The organism is Escherichia sp. E4742 (genome assembly GCF_005843885.1).
GTDB lineage: Bacteria > Pseudomonadota > Gammaproteobacteria > Enterobacterales > Enterobacteriaceae > Escherichia.
This window is the reverse complement of record NZ_CP040443.1, coordinates 2377065-2391936: the sequence shown is the minus strand read 5'-3', so window position 1 is coordinate 2391936 and position 14872 is coordinate 2377065. Positions and strand designations below refer to the sequence as shown.

The 14872-nt window shown below is 50.5% G+C and carries 8 protein-coding genes, 5 tRNA genes, 3 rRNA genes and 1 riboswitch; of the genes, 1 reads left to right on the top strand and 15 read right to left on the bottom strand.

All coding sequences use genetic code 11. From position 1 onward, the window contains the following. Positions 1–26: 26 nt before the first annotated feature. The 7 genes from nusG to FEM44_RS11615 form a co-directional block, all read right to left on the bottom strand. Positions 27–572: a transcription termination/antitermination protein NusG gene (nusG, locus tag FEM44_RS11645; RefSeq protein ID WP_001287516.1), complete on the bottom strand. Its 546-nt coding sequence runs from the start codon at positions 570–572 to the stop codon at positions 27–29. A gap of 1 nt (position 573) precedes the next feature. Beyond that, positions 574–957 carry a preprotein translocase subunit SecE gene (gene secE / locus FEM44_RS11640; RefSeq protein WP_001275702.1) on the bottom strand — a complete coding sequence of 128 codons (384 nt, stop codon included), beginning with the start codon at positions 955–957 and terminating at the stop codon, positions 574–576. A gap of 229 nt (positions 958–1186) precedes the next feature. After that, positions 1187–2371, bottom strand: a complete 1185-nt coding sequence (tuf, locus tag FEM44_RS11635; protein ID WP_000031784.1) for an elongation factor Tu — start codon at positions 2369–2371, stop codon at positions 1187–1189. A 114-nt stretch (positions 2372–2485) separates the two neighbouring features. Continuing rightward, positions 2486–2561: transfer RNA gene (locus FEM44_RS11630), tRNA-Thr, on the bottom strand. A gap of 6 nt (positions 2562–2567) precedes the next feature. Beyond that, a tRNA-Gly gene (locus tag FEM44_RS11625) sits at positions 2568–2642 on the bottom strand. A 116-nt stretch (positions 2643–2758) separates the two neighbouring features. After that, positions 2759–2843: transfer RNA gene (locus tag FEM44_RS11620), tRNA-Tyr, on the bottom strand. A gap of 8 nt (positions 2844–2851) precedes the next feature. Then, positions 2852–2927, bottom strand: a tRNA-Thr gene (locus FEM44_RS11615). 362 nt (positions 2928–3289) lie between these two features. Between FEM44_RS11615 and coaA the strand changes: the two genes are divergently transcribed. Further along, entirely contained in the window at positions 3290–4240 is a 951-nt protein-coding gene (gene coaA, locus FEM44_RS11610; protein ID WP_000023076.1) for a type I pantothenate kinase, read from the top strand. Between the two features lie 28 nt (positions 4241–4268). On the opposite strand, the gene birA is transcribed toward coaA, so the two are convergent. The 8 genes from birA to btuB all read right to left on the bottom strand — a co-directional run bounded on the left by birA (position 4269) and on the right by btuB (position 14592). After that, on the bottom strand, positions 4269–5234 hold the full coding sequence (gene birA, locus FEM44_RS11605; protein WP_000654626.1) for a bifunctional biotin--[acetyl-CoA-carboxylase] ligase/biotin operon repressor BirA: 966 nt from the start codon (positions 5232–5234) through the stop codon (positions 4269–4271). Beyond that, positions 5231–6259: a UDP-N-acetylmuramate dehydrogenase gene (gene murB, locus FEM44_RS11600; RefSeq protein ID WP_135523477.1), complete on the bottom strand. Its 1029-nt coding sequence runs from the start codon at positions 6257–6259 to the stop codon at positions 5231–5233. Before murB ends, birA begins: the two co-directional genes overlap by 4 nt. 302 nt (positions 6260–6561) lie before the next feature. Then, positions 6562–6677 (bottom strand): 5S ribosomal RNA (gene rrf / locus FEM44_RS11590). A 101-nt stretch (positions 6678–6778) separates the two neighbouring features. Then, positions 6779–9680, bottom strand: a 23S ribosomal RNA gene (locus tag FEM44_RS11585). 190 nt (positions 9681–9870) lie between these two features. Continuing rightward, positions 9871–9946, bottom strand: a tRNA-Glu gene (locus tag FEM44_RS11580). Positions 9947–10031: 85 nt separating this feature from the next. Then, positions 10032–11573: ribosomal RNA gene (locus FEM44_RS11575) — 16S ribosomal RNA — on the bottom strand. Together the 16S, 23S and 5S rRNA genes with 1 tRNA gene alongside form the textbook arrangement of a ribosomal RNA operon. A 372-nt stretch (positions 11574–11945) precedes the next feature. After that, positions 11946–12803 carry a glutamate racemase gene (gene murI, locus FEM44_RS11570; RefSeq protein WP_130206536.1) on the bottom strand — a complete coding sequence of 286 codons (858 nt, stop codon included), beginning with the start codon at positions 12801–12803 and terminating at the stop codon, positions 11946–11948. Then, positions 12748–14592, bottom strand: a complete 1845-nt coding sequence (btuB, locus tag FEM44_RS11565) for a TonB-dependent vitamin B12 receptor BtuB (protein WP_135523474.1) — start codon at positions 14590–14592, stop codon at positions 12748–12750. The genes murI and btuB overlap by 56 nt, the downstream gene beginning before the upstream one ends. A 65-nt stretch (positions 14593–14657) precedes the next feature. Next, a riboswitch (cobalamin riboswitch) is annotated at positions 14658–14848 on the bottom strand. Between the last annotated feature and the right edge of the window lie 24 nt (positions 14849–14872).

Genomic DNA, 14872 nt, shown 5'->3' with positions numbered 1-14872 from the left:
AAATCGCCGCTTTTTTGATCGCTGGGTTAGGCTTTTTCAACCTGGCTGAAGTCAAGTTCTACCGGGGTCGCACGACCGAAGATAGAAACAGACACTTTCAGACGAGATTTCTCGTAATCCACTTCTTCAACAACACCGTTGAAGTCAGCGAACGGACCATCATTAACACGGACCATTTCACCCGGTTCAAACAGCGTTTTCGGACGCGGCTTATCACCAACCTGCTGCAGGCGGTTCATAATCGCATCAACTTCTTTATCGCTGATTGGCGCGGGACGATCGGAAGTACCGCCGATGAAGCCCATCACACGCGGTACGCTGCGCACCAGGTGCCAGCTAGCGTCGTTCATCACCATCTGAACGAGGACGTAACCAGGGAAGAATTTGCGTTCGCTTTTGCGACGCTGACCGCCACGGATTTCAACCACTTCTTCGGTTGGTACCATGACTTCACCAAACAAATCTTCCATGTTGTGTAATTTGATATGCTCACGCAGCGATGTTGCTACGCGACCTTCAAAACCGGAAAACGCCTGAACGACGTACCAGCGCTTTTTAGGAGCTTCAGACATCTCAGAACCTCAGGCCAGTGATAAAGGATACCAGGCGAACCAGAATACCATCCAGTCCCCACAGGATCAGTGACATTACTGCGGTAACCGCAGCCACAATCAGCGTGGTGTGCAATGTTTCCTGGCGAGTCGGCCAAATGACCTTACGGACTTCGGTACGCGCTTCACGGGCAAAAGCAACGGTTGCTTTACCTTTTGTCGTTAACAGCGCGACACCACCCGCTGCAGCAATCAGAATTACTACGGCCAGCGCACGCAGCGGCAGCATAATGTCGCGATAAAGGTAGTTGCCGACAATTGCCACCAGGAGCAATGCCACCACAACGACCCACTTCATCGCTTCCAGGCCGCGCCCGCTTCCTTGAGCTTCGGTATTCGCACTCATAAACCAACCTGTCAGAAGTATTCTACAAACATTTTCACCCCGCGATCGCGAGGCAAACCAAATCGAAACGCGTATTAGCTTTTCGGATTATACGCCCTCAACAGAGCCTGTCTCAGCAATGATTATGACAAAGAAAATCACTGATGAGCCAGGTTCTGGTACGAAAGCGTGCAAAAAGGGCATCAAATGATGCCCTTTTAGTGCGCATTGCGTCAAATGTTATCGGCAATTAGCTCAGAACTTTTGCTACAACGCCCGCGCCAACGGTACGACCACCTTCACGGATTGCGAAACGCAGACCGTCGTCCATCGCGATCGGGTGGATCAGGGTAACAACCATTTTGATGTTGTCGCCCGGCATTACCATCTCTACGCCTTCCGGCAGTTCGATGGTACCAGTCACGTCAGTAGTACGGAAGTAGAACTGCGGACGGTAGCCTTTGAAGAACGGAGTATGACGACCGCCTTCATCTTTGGACAGAATGTACACTTCAGATTCGAACTTGGTGTGCGGCTTGATGGTGCCCGGCTTAGCCAGTACCTGACCACGTTCGATTTCTTCACGTTTGATACCACGCAGCAGAACACCTACGTTCTCACCAGCACGGCCTTCGTCCAGCAGTTTGCGGAACATTTCAACGCCAGTACAGGTAGACTTCTGAGTCTCTTTGATACCAACGATTTCAACTTCTTCACCAACTTTGATGATACCGCGTTCTACACGACCGGTAACAACGGTACCACGACCGGAGATGGAGAATACGTCTTCGATCGGCAGCAGGAACGGCTTGTCAATCGCACGCTCTGGTTCCGGAATGTAAGAATCCAGGAAGCCAGCCAGTTCCAGGATTTTCGCTTCCCACTCTGCGTCGCCTTCCAGCGCTTTCAGAGCAGAACCACGAACGATCGGAGTGTCGTCGCCCGGGAAGTCGTACTGAGACAGAAGTTCACGAACTTCCATTTCAACCAGTTCCAGCAGCTCTTCGTCATCAACCATGTCGCATTTGTTCAGGAACACGATGATGTACGGAACGCCTACCTGACGACCCAGCAGGATGTGCTCACGAGTCTGCGGCATCGGGCCGTCAGTCGCAGCAACTACCAGGATCGCGCCGTCCATCTGAGCAGCACCGGTGATCATGTTTTTAACATAGTCGGCGTGCCCCGGGCAGTCTACGTGTGCGTAGTGACGGGTCGGGGTGTCATATTCAACGTGAGAAGTGTTGATGGTGATACCACGAGCTTTTTCTTCCGGCGCGTTATCGATCTGGTCGAATGCGCGAGCAGCACCGCCGTAGGTTTTAGCCAGTACGGTAGTGATTGCAGCGGTCAGCGTTGTTTTACCATGGTCAACGTGGCCGATAGTACCGACGTTAACGTGCGGTTTTGTACGTTCAAACTTTTCTTTAGACATCGATTGTCCCTCTAAGACACGGATAAATCGGTGATATCACCACATCAACCAGGCAACATGCCCGACTTGTTGAATGCAATAAACAGAAGGAAAAAACAGGGAGGAGAAAAGAAGTGGTGCTGATAGGCAGATTCGAACTGCCGACCTCACCCTTACCAAGGGTGCGCTCTACCAACTGAGCTATATCAGCACATCTTGGAGCGGGCAGCGGGAATCGAACCCGCATCATCAGCTTGGAAGGCTGAGGTAATAGCCATTATACGATGCCCGCATCCTGGAACTCGGCTACCTGATTTTCATTCTGCACTGAATATCGAGAGAAGCTCTCTTTATTCGAGCCGGTAAGCGAACTTATCGTCTCGGGCTACGCCATCGCGTGGCCGAAATTGGTGGTGGGGGAAGGATTCGAACCTTCGAAGTCTGTGACGGCAGATTTACAGTCTGCTCCCTTTGGCCGCTCGGGAACCCCACCGGACTTGATGGTGCCGACTACCGGAATCGAACTGGTGACCTACTGATTACAAGTCAGTTGCTCTACCTACTGAGCTAAGTCGGCATCAAGTAGCGCGCATTCTATGGAGACATGCGAGTTCATGCAACTAAAAAATTGCATAATTTGTTTTATTGGTCACATTTTGCGCGACACGATGAATAAACAGCCGAATTGCGAGCAGATTAGCATACTTTTTCAGCATCACTCTGCATTAACAATGCGCGCCAGCTAAAACACAATTCTTTTTATCAGATGGAATATCTGTCACATTGCTTTTCAACGATAGCTTCCTGGAAGAGATTTTTTCTTATTATTCCTCCCCATCTGGTGTTACCCTCCTGCCCATTAACCCATTCAACAGAACTGTGACGCGCCATGGCAAATATCGCTTTGCCGATAGAGCTATGACCGCCAGAAACATGCTTATGAGTATAAAAGAGCAAACGTTAATGACGCCTTACCTACAGTTTGACCGCAACCAGTGGGCAGCTCTGCGTGATTCCGTACCGATGACGTTATCGGAAGATGAGATCGCCCGTCTCAAAGGTATAAATGAAGATCTCTCGTTAGAAGAAGTTGCCGAGATTTATTTGCCTTTATCGCGTTTGCTGAACTTCTATATAAGCTCGAACCTGCGCCGTCAGGCTGTTCTGGAACAGTTTCTTGGTACTAACGGACAACGCATTCCTTACATTATCAGTATTGCTGGTAGCGTCGCGGTAGGGAAAAGTACGACTGCTCGTGTGTTACAGGCACTATTAAGCCGTTGGCCGGAACATCGTCGTGTTGAACTGATCACCACCGATGGTTTTCTTCATCCCAACAAAGTGCTTAAAGAACGTGGCCTGATGAAGAAGAAAGGCTTCCCGGAATCGTATGATATGCATCGTCTGGTGAAGTTTGTTTCCGATCTCAAATCCGGCGTGCCAAACGTTACAGCACCTGTTTACTCGCATCTTATTTATGATGTGATCCCGGATGGAGATAAAACTGTTGTTCAGCCTGATATTTTAATTCTTGAAGGGTTAAATGTCTTACAGAGCGGGATGGATTATCCACACGATCCACATCATGTATTTGTTTCTGATTTTGTCGATTTTTCGATATATGTTGATGCACCAGAAGACTTACTTCAGACGTGGTATATCAACCGTTTTCTGAAATTCCGCGAAGGGGCTTTTACAGACCCGGATTCCTATTTTCATAACTACGCGAAATTAACTAAAGAAGAAGCTATTAAGACTGCCATGACGTTGTGGAAAGAGATCAACTGGCTGAACTTAAAGCAAAATATTCTACCTACTCGCGAGCGCGCCAGTTTAATCCTGACAAAGAGTGCTAATCATGCTGTAGAAGAGGTTAGACTACGCAAATAATTTTCAGGGGAGCTAGTGCTCCCCTTTCTTATTTTTCTGCACTACGCAGGGATATTTCACCGCCCATCCAGGGTTTTATTATTCCATCCTGCTCAAGCAATAAAGCGCCCTGTTTGTCTATTCCGCGTGAAATGCCAAATATTTCTTTATCACCAATGATAAGTTTCACTGGGCGATTAATAAAATTATCCAACTTTTCCCAGCGCGAAAGATAAGGTGCCAATCCTTCTTGCTCGAAGAGTTCCAGCGCCGCGCGTAATTCACGTATTAGCATGGCCGCCAACGTATTACGATCGAGATTGATCCCCGCTTCCTGCAGCGTGATCCACCCCTGATTAACGACACTCTCTTCAACACGACGCATTGCCATGTTGATCCCGGCTCCAATGACTATTTGCGCCGCATCGCCGGTTTTGCCAGTCAGCTCCACAAGAATGCCTGCCAGCTTGCGATCCTGCAGATAGAGGTCATTAGGCCATTTAACGCGGACTTTATCAGCTCCTAGCTTGCGTAATACTTCCGCCATCACGATACCGATAACCAGACTTAAACCAATCGCCGCCGCCGGGCCTTGTTCCAGACGCCAGAACATCGACAAATATAAGTTTGCGCCAAAAGGCGAAAACCATTTCCGACCACGACGACCACGGCCAGCCTGCTGGTATTCTGCAACGCAGGCATCGCCCGATTTAAGCTCTCCGATACGGTCAAGGAGATATTGATTCGTGGAGTCAATAACTGGCAGCACGGCTACACTACCGCCATCCAGCTGACTCAATATCTGTTCAGCATTAAGTAACTGGATGGGCTCAGGCAGGCTGTATCCTTTACCCGGAACGGTAAAGACATCAACACCCCAGTCACGCAGTGTCTGAATGTGTTTATTAATAGCCGCCCGGCTCATTCCTAACGTTTCACCCAGCTGCTCGCCAGAGTGAAATTCACCATTCGCTAACAGCGCGATTAATTTCAGTGGAACGGTATTATCCTTCATGAAATCGTCTCCACTGCGCTAACTTCACCTGATGCACCAATAAAGCGAACTTCTGGCTCAAGCCAGACATTAAATTTTTCACCCACTTTCTGTCTTACATGATGTGCCAGTTGCACGACATCTTCGCTTTTTGCATTGTCTTCATTAATGAGAACTAACGCCTGTTGACGGTGCACCGCAGCTCCACCCATTTGCATCCCTTTTAGCTGGCACTGATCGATAAGCCAACCTGCTGCCAGTTTTACTGAACCATCCGCCTGGGGGTAATTTGGTGCTGTTGGAAATTGTGCCAGTAATGCTTTAGCCGTTTCGGAAGATACAACAGGGTTTTTGAAGAAACTACCGGCATTGCCATTCACTTTTGGGTCAGGGAGTTTGGTGGTGCGCATATGACACACCGCATCAAATACTTGCTGTGGCGTTACTGTTGTAGGATCCAGACGAGTTAAGTCACCATACGTTAGTACAGGTTGCCACTCTTTTGGCAGACGCAGACCTACGGCTACAATGGCGAAGCGGTCCTGGTATTCATGTTTAAAAATACTGTCGCGATAGCCAAAACGGCACTCTTTAGCTGTTAAACGCTCTTGCTTGCCTGTCGCCAGTTCAACACAGTCAACATAAGCGCAAACTCGCTGTAATTCTACGCCATAAGCCCCAATATTCTGGATAGGTGATGAACCAACACAACCAGGAATTAATGCTAGATTTTCCAGACCAGGCATACCTTCCTGCAAAGTGTATTTTACCAGGCGATGCCAGTTTTCTCCGGCTCCTACATGTAAATACCACGCATCAGGTTCATCATGAATTTCGATACCTTTGATCCGGTTGATGATCACCGTACCGCGATAGTCTTCCAGAAAAAGAACATTACTTCCTTCACCCAGAATAAGAACGGGTTGTCCTTCTGCGGTTGCATGCTGCCAGGCATTGAGTAATTGTTGTTCGTCTTCGGCACATACAATGTGCTGAGCATTATGATCAATGCCAAATGTATTCCAGGGTTTTAAGGAGTGGTTCATAGCTGCTTTCCTGATGCAAAAACGAGGCTAGTTTACCGTATCTGCGGGGGGATGGCTTGTAGATATGACGACAGGAAGAGTTTGTAGAAACGCAAAAAGGCCACCCTTCCGGATGGCCTTTCGCTTTATCTGATGCCTGGCAGTTTATGGCGGGCATCCTGCCCGCCACCCTCCGGGCCGTTGCTTCGCAACGTTCAAATCCGCTCCCGGCGGATTTGTCCTACTCAGGAGAGCGTTCACCGGCAAGCAACAGATAAAACAAAAGGCCCAGTCTTCCGACTGAGCCTTTCGTTTTATTTGATGCCTGGCAGTTCCCTACTCTCGCATGGGGAGACCCCACACTACCATCGGCGCTACGGCGTTTCACTTCTGAGTTCGGCATGGGGTCAGGTGGGACCACCGCGCTAAGGCCGCCAGGCAAATTCTGTTTTATCAACACGTCTTTCTTCGACATGTCGATGTAATCTGTATCAGGCTGAAAATCTTTCTCTCAATCCGCCAAAACATCTTCGGCGTTGTAAGGTTAAGCCTCACGGTTCATTAGTACCGGTTAGCTCAACGCATCGCTGCGCTTACACACCCGGCCTATCAACGTCGTCGTCTTCAACGTTCCTTCAGGACTCTCAAGGAGTCAGGGAGAACTCATCTCGGGGCAAGTTTCGTGCTTAGATGCTTTCAGCACTTATCTCTTCCGCATTTAGCTACCGGGCAGTGCCATTGGCATGACAACCCGAACACCAGTGATGCGTCCACTCCGGTCCTCTCGTACTAGGAGCAGCCCCCCTCAGTTCTCCAGCGCCCACGGCAGATAGGGACCGAACTGTCTCACGACGTTCTAAACCCAGCTCGCGTACCACTTTAAATGGCGAACAGCCATACCCTTGGGACCTACTTCAGCCCCAGGATGTGATGAGCCGACATCGAGGTGCCAAACACCGCCGTCGATATGAACTCTTGGGCGGTATCAGCCTGTTATCCCCGGAGTACCTTTTATCCGTTGAGCGATGGCCCTTCCATTCAGAACCACCGGATCACTATGACCTGCTTTCGCACCTGCTCGCGCCGTCACGCTCGCAGTCAAGCTGGCTTATGCCATTGCACTAACCTCCTGATGTCCGACCAGGATTAGCCAACCTTCGTGCTCCTCCGTTACTCTTTAGGAGGAGACCGCCCCAGTCAAACTACCCACCAGACACTGTCCGCAACCCGGATCACGGGTCTACGTTAGAACATCAAACATTAAAGGGTGGTATTTCAAGGTCGGCTCCACGCAGACTGGCGTCCACGCTTCAAAGCCTCCCACCTATCCTACACATCAAGGCTCAATGTTCAGTGTCAAGCTATAGTAAAGGTTCACGGGGTCTTTCCGTCTTGCCGCGGGTACACTGCATCTTCACAGCGAGTTCAATTTCACTGAGTCTCGGGTGGAGACAGCCTGGCCATCATTACGCCATTCGTGCAGGTCGGAACTTACCCGACAAGGAATTTCGCTACCTTAGGACCGTTATAGTTACGGCCGCCGTTTACCGGGGCTTCGATCAAGAGCTTCGCTTGCGCTGACCCCATCAATTAACCTTCCGGCACCGGGCAGGCGTCACACCGTATACGTCCACTTTCGTGTTTGCACAGTGCTGTGTTTTTAATAAACAGTTGCAGCCAGCTGGTATCTTCGACTGATTTCAGCTCCACGAGCAAGTCGCTTCACCTACATATCAGCGTGCCTTCTCCCGAAGTTACGGCACCATTTTGCCTAGTTCCTTCACCCGAGTTCTCTCAAGCGCCTTGGTATTCTCTACCTGACCACCTGTGTCGGTTTGGGGTACGATTTGATGTTACCTGATGCTTAGAGGCTTTTCCTGGAAGCAGGGCATTTGTTGCTTCAGCACCGTAGTGCCTCGTCATCACGCCTCAGCCTTGATTTTCCGGATTTGCCTGGAAAATCAGCCTACACGCTTAAACCGGGACAACCGTCGCCCGGCCAACATAGCCTTCTCCGTCCCCCCTTCGCAGTAACACCAAGTACAGGAATATTAACCTGTTTCCCATCGACTACGCCTTTCGGCCTCGCCTTAGGGGTCGACTCACCCTGCCCCGATTAACGTTGGACAGGAACCCTTGGTCTTCCGGCGAGCGGGCTTTTCACCCGCTTTATCGTTACTTATGTCAGCATTCGCACTTCTGATACCTCCAGCATGCCTCACAGCACACCTTCGCAGGCTTACAGAACGCTCCCCTACCCAACAACACATAGTGTCGCTGCCGCAGCTTCGGTGCATGGTTTAGCCCCGTTACATCTTCCGCGCAGGCCGACTCGACCAGTGAGCTATTACGCTTTCTTTAAATGATGGCTGCTTCTAAGCCAACATCCTGGCTGTCTGGGCCTTCCCACATCGTTTCCCACTTAACCATGACTTTGGGACCTTAGCTGGCGGTCTGGGTTGTTTCCCTCTTCACGACGGACGTTAGCACCCGCCGTGTGTCTCCCGTGATAACATTCTCCGGTATTCGCAGTTTGCATCGGGTTGGTAAGTCGGGATGACCCCCTTGCCGAAACAGTGCTCTACCCCCGGAGATGAATTCACGAGGCGCTACCTAAATAGCTTTCGGGGAGAACCAGCTATCTCCCGGTTTGATTGGCCTTTCACCCCCAGCCACAAGTCATCCGCTAATTTTTCAACATTAGTCGGTTCGGTCCTCCAGTTAGTGTTACCCAACCTTCAACCTGCCCATGGCTAGATCACCGGGTTTCGGGTCTATACCCTGCAACTTAACGCCCAGTTAAGACTCGGTTTCCCTTCGGCTCCCCTATTCGGTTAACCTTGCTACAGAATATAAGTCGCTGACCCATTATACAAAAGGTACGCAGTCACCCCATAAAGAGGCTCCCACTGCTTGTACGTACACGGTTTCAGGTTCTTTTTCACTCCCCTCGCCGGGGTTCTTTTCGCCTTTCCCTCACGGTACTGGTTCACTATCGGTCAGTCAGGAGTATTTAGCCTTGGAGGATGGTCCCCCCATATTCAGACAGGATACCACGTGTCCCGCCCTACTCATCGAGCTCACAGCATGTGCATTTTTGTGTACGGGGCTGTCACCCTGTATCGCGCGCCTTTCCAGACGCTTCCACTAACACACACACTGATTCAGGCTCTGGGCTGCTCCCCGTTCGCTCGCCGCTACTGGGGGAATCTCGGTTGATTTCTTTTCCTCGGGGTACTTAGATGTTTCAGTTCCCCCGGTTCGCCTCATTAACCTATGGATTCAGTTAATGATAGTGTGTCGAAACACACTGGGTTTCCCCATTCGGAAATCGCCGGTTATAACGGTTCATATCACCTTACCGACGCTTATCGCAGATTAGCACGTCCTTCATCGCCTCTGACTGCCAGGGCATCCACCGTGTACGCTTAGTCGCTTAACCTCACAACCCGAAGATGTTTCGTAAAACACCATCGTGTTGCGAAAATTTGAGAGACTCGAACACACTTAAATAGTGTGTCGTTTCAATTTTCAGCTTGATCCAGATTTTTAAAGAGCAAATATCTCAAACATCACTCGTAAGTGAGTTTTGAGATACAGAGGTCGGCGACTTTCACTCACAAACCAGCAAGTGGCGTCCCCTAGGGGATTCGAACCCCTGTTACCGCCGTGAAAGGGCGGTGTCCTGGGCCTCTAGACGAAGGGGACGTATCAGTCTGCTTCGCAAGACGCCTTGCTTTTCACTTTCTATCAGACAATCTGTGTGAGCACTGCAAAGTACGCTTCTTTAAGGTAAGGAGGTGATCCAACCGCAGGTTCCCCTACGGTTACCTTGTTACGACTTCACCCCAGTCATGAATCACAAAGTGGTAAGCGCCCTCCCGAAGGTTAAGCTACCTACTTCTTTTGCAACCCACTCCCATGGTGTGACGGGCGGTGTGTACAAGGCCCGGGAACGTATTCACCGTGGCATTCTGATCCACGATTACTAGCGATTCCGACTTCATGGAGTCGAGTTGCAGACTCCAATCCGGACTACGACGCACTTTATGAGGTCCGCTTGCTCTCGCGAGGTCGCTTCTCTTTGTATGCGCCATTGTAGCACGTGTGTAGCCCTGGTCGTAAGGGCCATGATGACTTGACGTCATCCCCACCTTCCTCCAGTTTATCACTGGCAGTCTCCTTTGAGTTCCCGGCCGGACCGCTGGCAACAAAGGATAAGGGTTGCGCTCGTTGCGGGACTTAACCCAACATTTCACAACACGAGCTGACGACAGCCATGCAGCACCTGTCTCACGGTTCCCGAAGGCACATTCTCATCTCTGAAAACTTCCGTGGATGTCAAGACCAGGTAAGGTTCTTCGCGTTGCATCGAATTAAACCACATGCTCCACCGCTTGTGCGGGCCCCCGTCAATTCATTTGAGTTTTAACCTTGCGGCCGTACTCCCCAGGCGGTCGACTTAACGCGTTAGCTCCGGAAGCCACGCCTCAAGGGCACAACCTCCAAGTCGACATCGTTTACGGCGTGGACTACCAGGGTATCTAATCCTGTTTGCTCCCCACGCTTTCGCACCTGAGCGTCAGTCTTCGTCCAGGGGGCCGCCTTCGCCACCGGTATTCCTCCAGATCTCTACGCATTTCACCGCTACACCTGGAATTCTACCCCCCTCTACGAGACTCAAGCTTGCCAGTATCAGATGCAGTTCCCAGGTTGAGCCCGGGGATTTCACATCTGACTTAACAAACCGCCTGCGTGCGCTTTACGCCCAGTAATTCCGATTAACGCTTGCACCCTCCGTATTACCGCGGCTGCTGGCACGGAGTTAGCCGGTGCTTCTTCTGCGGGTAACGTCAATGAGCAAAGGTATTAACTTTACTCCCTTCCTCCCCGCTGAAAGTACTTTACAACCCGAAGGCCTTCTTCATACACGCGGCATGGCTGCATCAGGCTTGCGCCCATTGTGCAATATTCCCCACTGCTGCCTCCCGTAGGAGTCTGGACCGTGTCTCAGTTCCAGTGTGGCTGGTCATCCTCTCAGACCAGCTAGGGATCGTCGCCTAGGTGAGCCGTTACCCCACCTACTAGCTAATCCCATCTGGGCACATCCGATGGCAAGAGGCCCGAAGGTCCCCCTCTTTGGTCTTGCGACATTATGCGGTATTAGCTACCGTTTCCAGTAGTTATCCCCCTCCATCGGGCAGTTTCCCAGACATTACTCACCCGTCCGCCACTCGTCAGCGAAACAGCAAGCTGCTTCCTGTTACCGTTCGACTTGCATGTGTTAGGCCTGCCGCCAGCGTTCAATCTGAGCCATGATCAAACTCTTCAATTTAAAAGCTTGATGCTCAAAGAATTAAACTTCGTAATGAATTACGTGTTCACTCTTGAGACTTGGTATTCATTTATCGTCTTGCGACGTTAAGAATCCGTATCTTCGAGTGCCCACACAGATTGTCTGATAAATTGTTAAAGAGCAGTGCCGCTTCGCTTTTTCTCAGCGTCGCGGGGTGTGCATAATACGCTTTCCCGCCACAGAGTCAAGCATTTTTTTGCTTTTCTCTGTCAGGATTCTCAGGAGAACCCCGCTGACCCGGCGGCTTGTTCGCCGTTGTTCCGTGTCAGTGGTGGCGCATTATAGGGAGTTATTCTGAGCTGACAAGAGGAAATTTAAAATAATTTTCCGAATGCGCAACATTCAACCAAATCAGCCTGAAACTGCCAGTTTTTCGAGCGTTTTGAAGCCGTAACGCTGTAAAACGGGTAATAACTGTTCAGCTTCTGGCGTCATGGCCATGCAAAAGGCAATGTTCGCATCGGCAGATTTTGCCTCAGGAGCTTCATGTTCCAGCAGCCAGGCCGTTCGGCGGGCAATCGCTGCGCCAGAATCCACCAGCCGGGTTCCCTCTGGCAGCACCTTTAACAGTTCTTCTTGTAGTAGAGGAAAATGGGTGCACCCCAGAACAACGGTATCTGGCGGCTCTTTCATTCTTAACCACGGGCGCAGGATACGTTTTAGCGCATCCAGAGAGATTTCTTCGCCATGCAACTTCGCTTCAGCCAGCTCAACCATTTCTGCCGAGCCCAGCATCTCTATCTGACATTCATTAGCGAAACGCGCGATTAGCTCGTGGGTATAAGAACGTTTTACCGTACCACGAGTTGCCAGCAATCCGACAATGCCATTAGCTGTCAGGCGTGCCGCTGGCTTAATTGCCGGAACGACGCCGACAACCGGGAACGCAAACTTTTCGCGTAACGCAGGAAGTGAGACGGTACTGGCGGTGTTGCAAGCGACCACAGCCAGCGCAAGGGGATAACGCTCTTGCACTGCGGTGACAATTTCCACCACACGCTCAACAATAAACTCTTCGCTTTTTTCGCCATACGGGAAAGCGACGTTATCGAAAGCATAAATGTAATGGAGATCCGGTAAGAGATGCCGGATCTCGTCATAGACCGACAACCCACCGACGCCGGAGTCAAACACCAGCACGGTGGGACGTGGTTCAGAAGGTGTAGCTGCCAGACAAGGTGTATTCCCGTCCTGCAGTTTGGTAGCCATAGACTGTCTCGTAATCTTTGTCGAACAGGTTGGCTATTTTACCACGAACTGTCAGGTGAGAGGTGACCGGATATGCAACCGCAAGATCCCACAAGCTCACACCGCCCATTTTCACAGTTTTATACGGCCAGGAGGAGTAATCCTTATCATAGCGAGAGCCTAAATACTGATAAGTAATACCCCAGTCGAAGTCATACAGCTGCCAGTCGAGCTGGTATTTCACCTGCTGTTTAGCACGGCGTAACAACGGTGTGTCGGTAATTGCGTTACGGGCATCAACATAATCGTAACTCACAGTATGCGTCAGCGGTCCGGTATCAAAATTGGCGGTCGCCTCGACACCTTTAATCCGCGCTTTCCCTTCGTTGTAGTATTTCAGGGTGTGATCATCGTAATCGATTAAGTCACTAACATCATTACGATATCCGGAAATACGCCAGTTCACTCCTGCTGTTAAACCTTCAAACGCGCCTTCCCACTGTTTGCTTTTCTCAGGATCCAGATCCGGATTACCGTAGAAGCCGTACAGTTGTCCAAGATTTGGTGCCTTATAAGATGTCCCGTAGGAAGCAATGAAGCGATAACCTTCGATGAATTCCCAACCGACGCTCGTTTGCCAGGTTCCATGACGACCAAACTGTGAGTTATCGTCGCTGCGTGCTGCGCCTTCAAACGTAAAATCGCCGACTTGTTGCAATCCGGTCAGATAGATACCAGTGTTACGTTGATCATACCCATCCTCAACATATCCGGTGCCAGGAGACGTGCTCTGCTTTTGCCAGTCAACACCCGCACCAATACTACCGTGACCAACGATGACATTGTTTGCCCACTGGACGGTGTATTGCTTCATCTCATCGAGCGTCGCCGACGAATCATAACGACCATAATGCGGATCGTAGTTGTAATCTTTGCTATGGCTATAGCTGGTAATGAGTTGTGATTTAATCAGTTCGCCGTTATAGCGCAGCCCGGCGTCCCAACTTTGACTATAGAGTTTACGGGTATCGACCAATGGTGACCCCGGAGAATAATACGCGTCATAATTGGTCCGATTATCATAGCCATAGCCACGTACAAAGCCGCTCCAGGCATCGGTAAAATTATGTTCCAGCGCACCATAAAGCGTTTTACTTAAGAAACCATCGTTATCAGGCTGCGCTTGCATTCCTGTATTGCCGTAAGCGACAACATCATAACCATGGGTATAAGCGTAATCGCCCAACAGAGTTACCCGTGTCTTATCCCCCAGTTGTTGCTGCGTAGAGACATCGTAGTTCTGATAACTATGGCTTCCCCACCCCGCTGAAATTTCCGTTCCAGGTTCATCGCGCGTCGTGATGATATTCACCACCCCGCCTATTGCATCAGAACCATAAACGGCGGAACGCGGCCCACGGATATATTCGACACGCTGAACAAGTGCAATGGGGAATTGACTAAGGTCGGCAGAACCACTTACCCCCGCCAGATTCAGGCGAACACCATCAATTAACACCAACACATGACTGGCATTTGTACCGCGAATAAAAATAGAAGAGAGCTGACCTGAACCGCCGTTTTGGGTGATATCCACGCCCGGGAGACGGCGCAGCACATCATTGACTGAGGTCGATTGCCAGCGATCGATATCCTGACGCGTCACAACGGTAGTTGGTGCAAGCACAGTGCTGCGCGGCTGTTCAAAACGGTTAGCAGTAACAACGAGAGTATCCGGGCTGGTATCCTGTGCCCAAGCAGAAAAGGCTGTGACAGAACACGCCGTCAACAGCGAAACTTTTTTAATCATTGTAAAGCATCCACAATAGAAGAAGGATGCCGCAGGTTTCATCAATATTACGCGATGATGAGAACCAGATGCGACGTTGGCCGGCAGGTCTTCGGGCTTGGAGGGGTATCTGAAGATACAAAGAGATGATGACTTCCCACCGGATGGCAGTGTCCGCATTACGCAATCATCGCACCTTTCCTTACCGCTGCGCGTCAGCTCCAGATTCGCACTGGATTCCCTATTAACTCACAGGACCGGCGAGAGGATGCTACAGGTTGTAACAAGTTGCTGTCCAGAC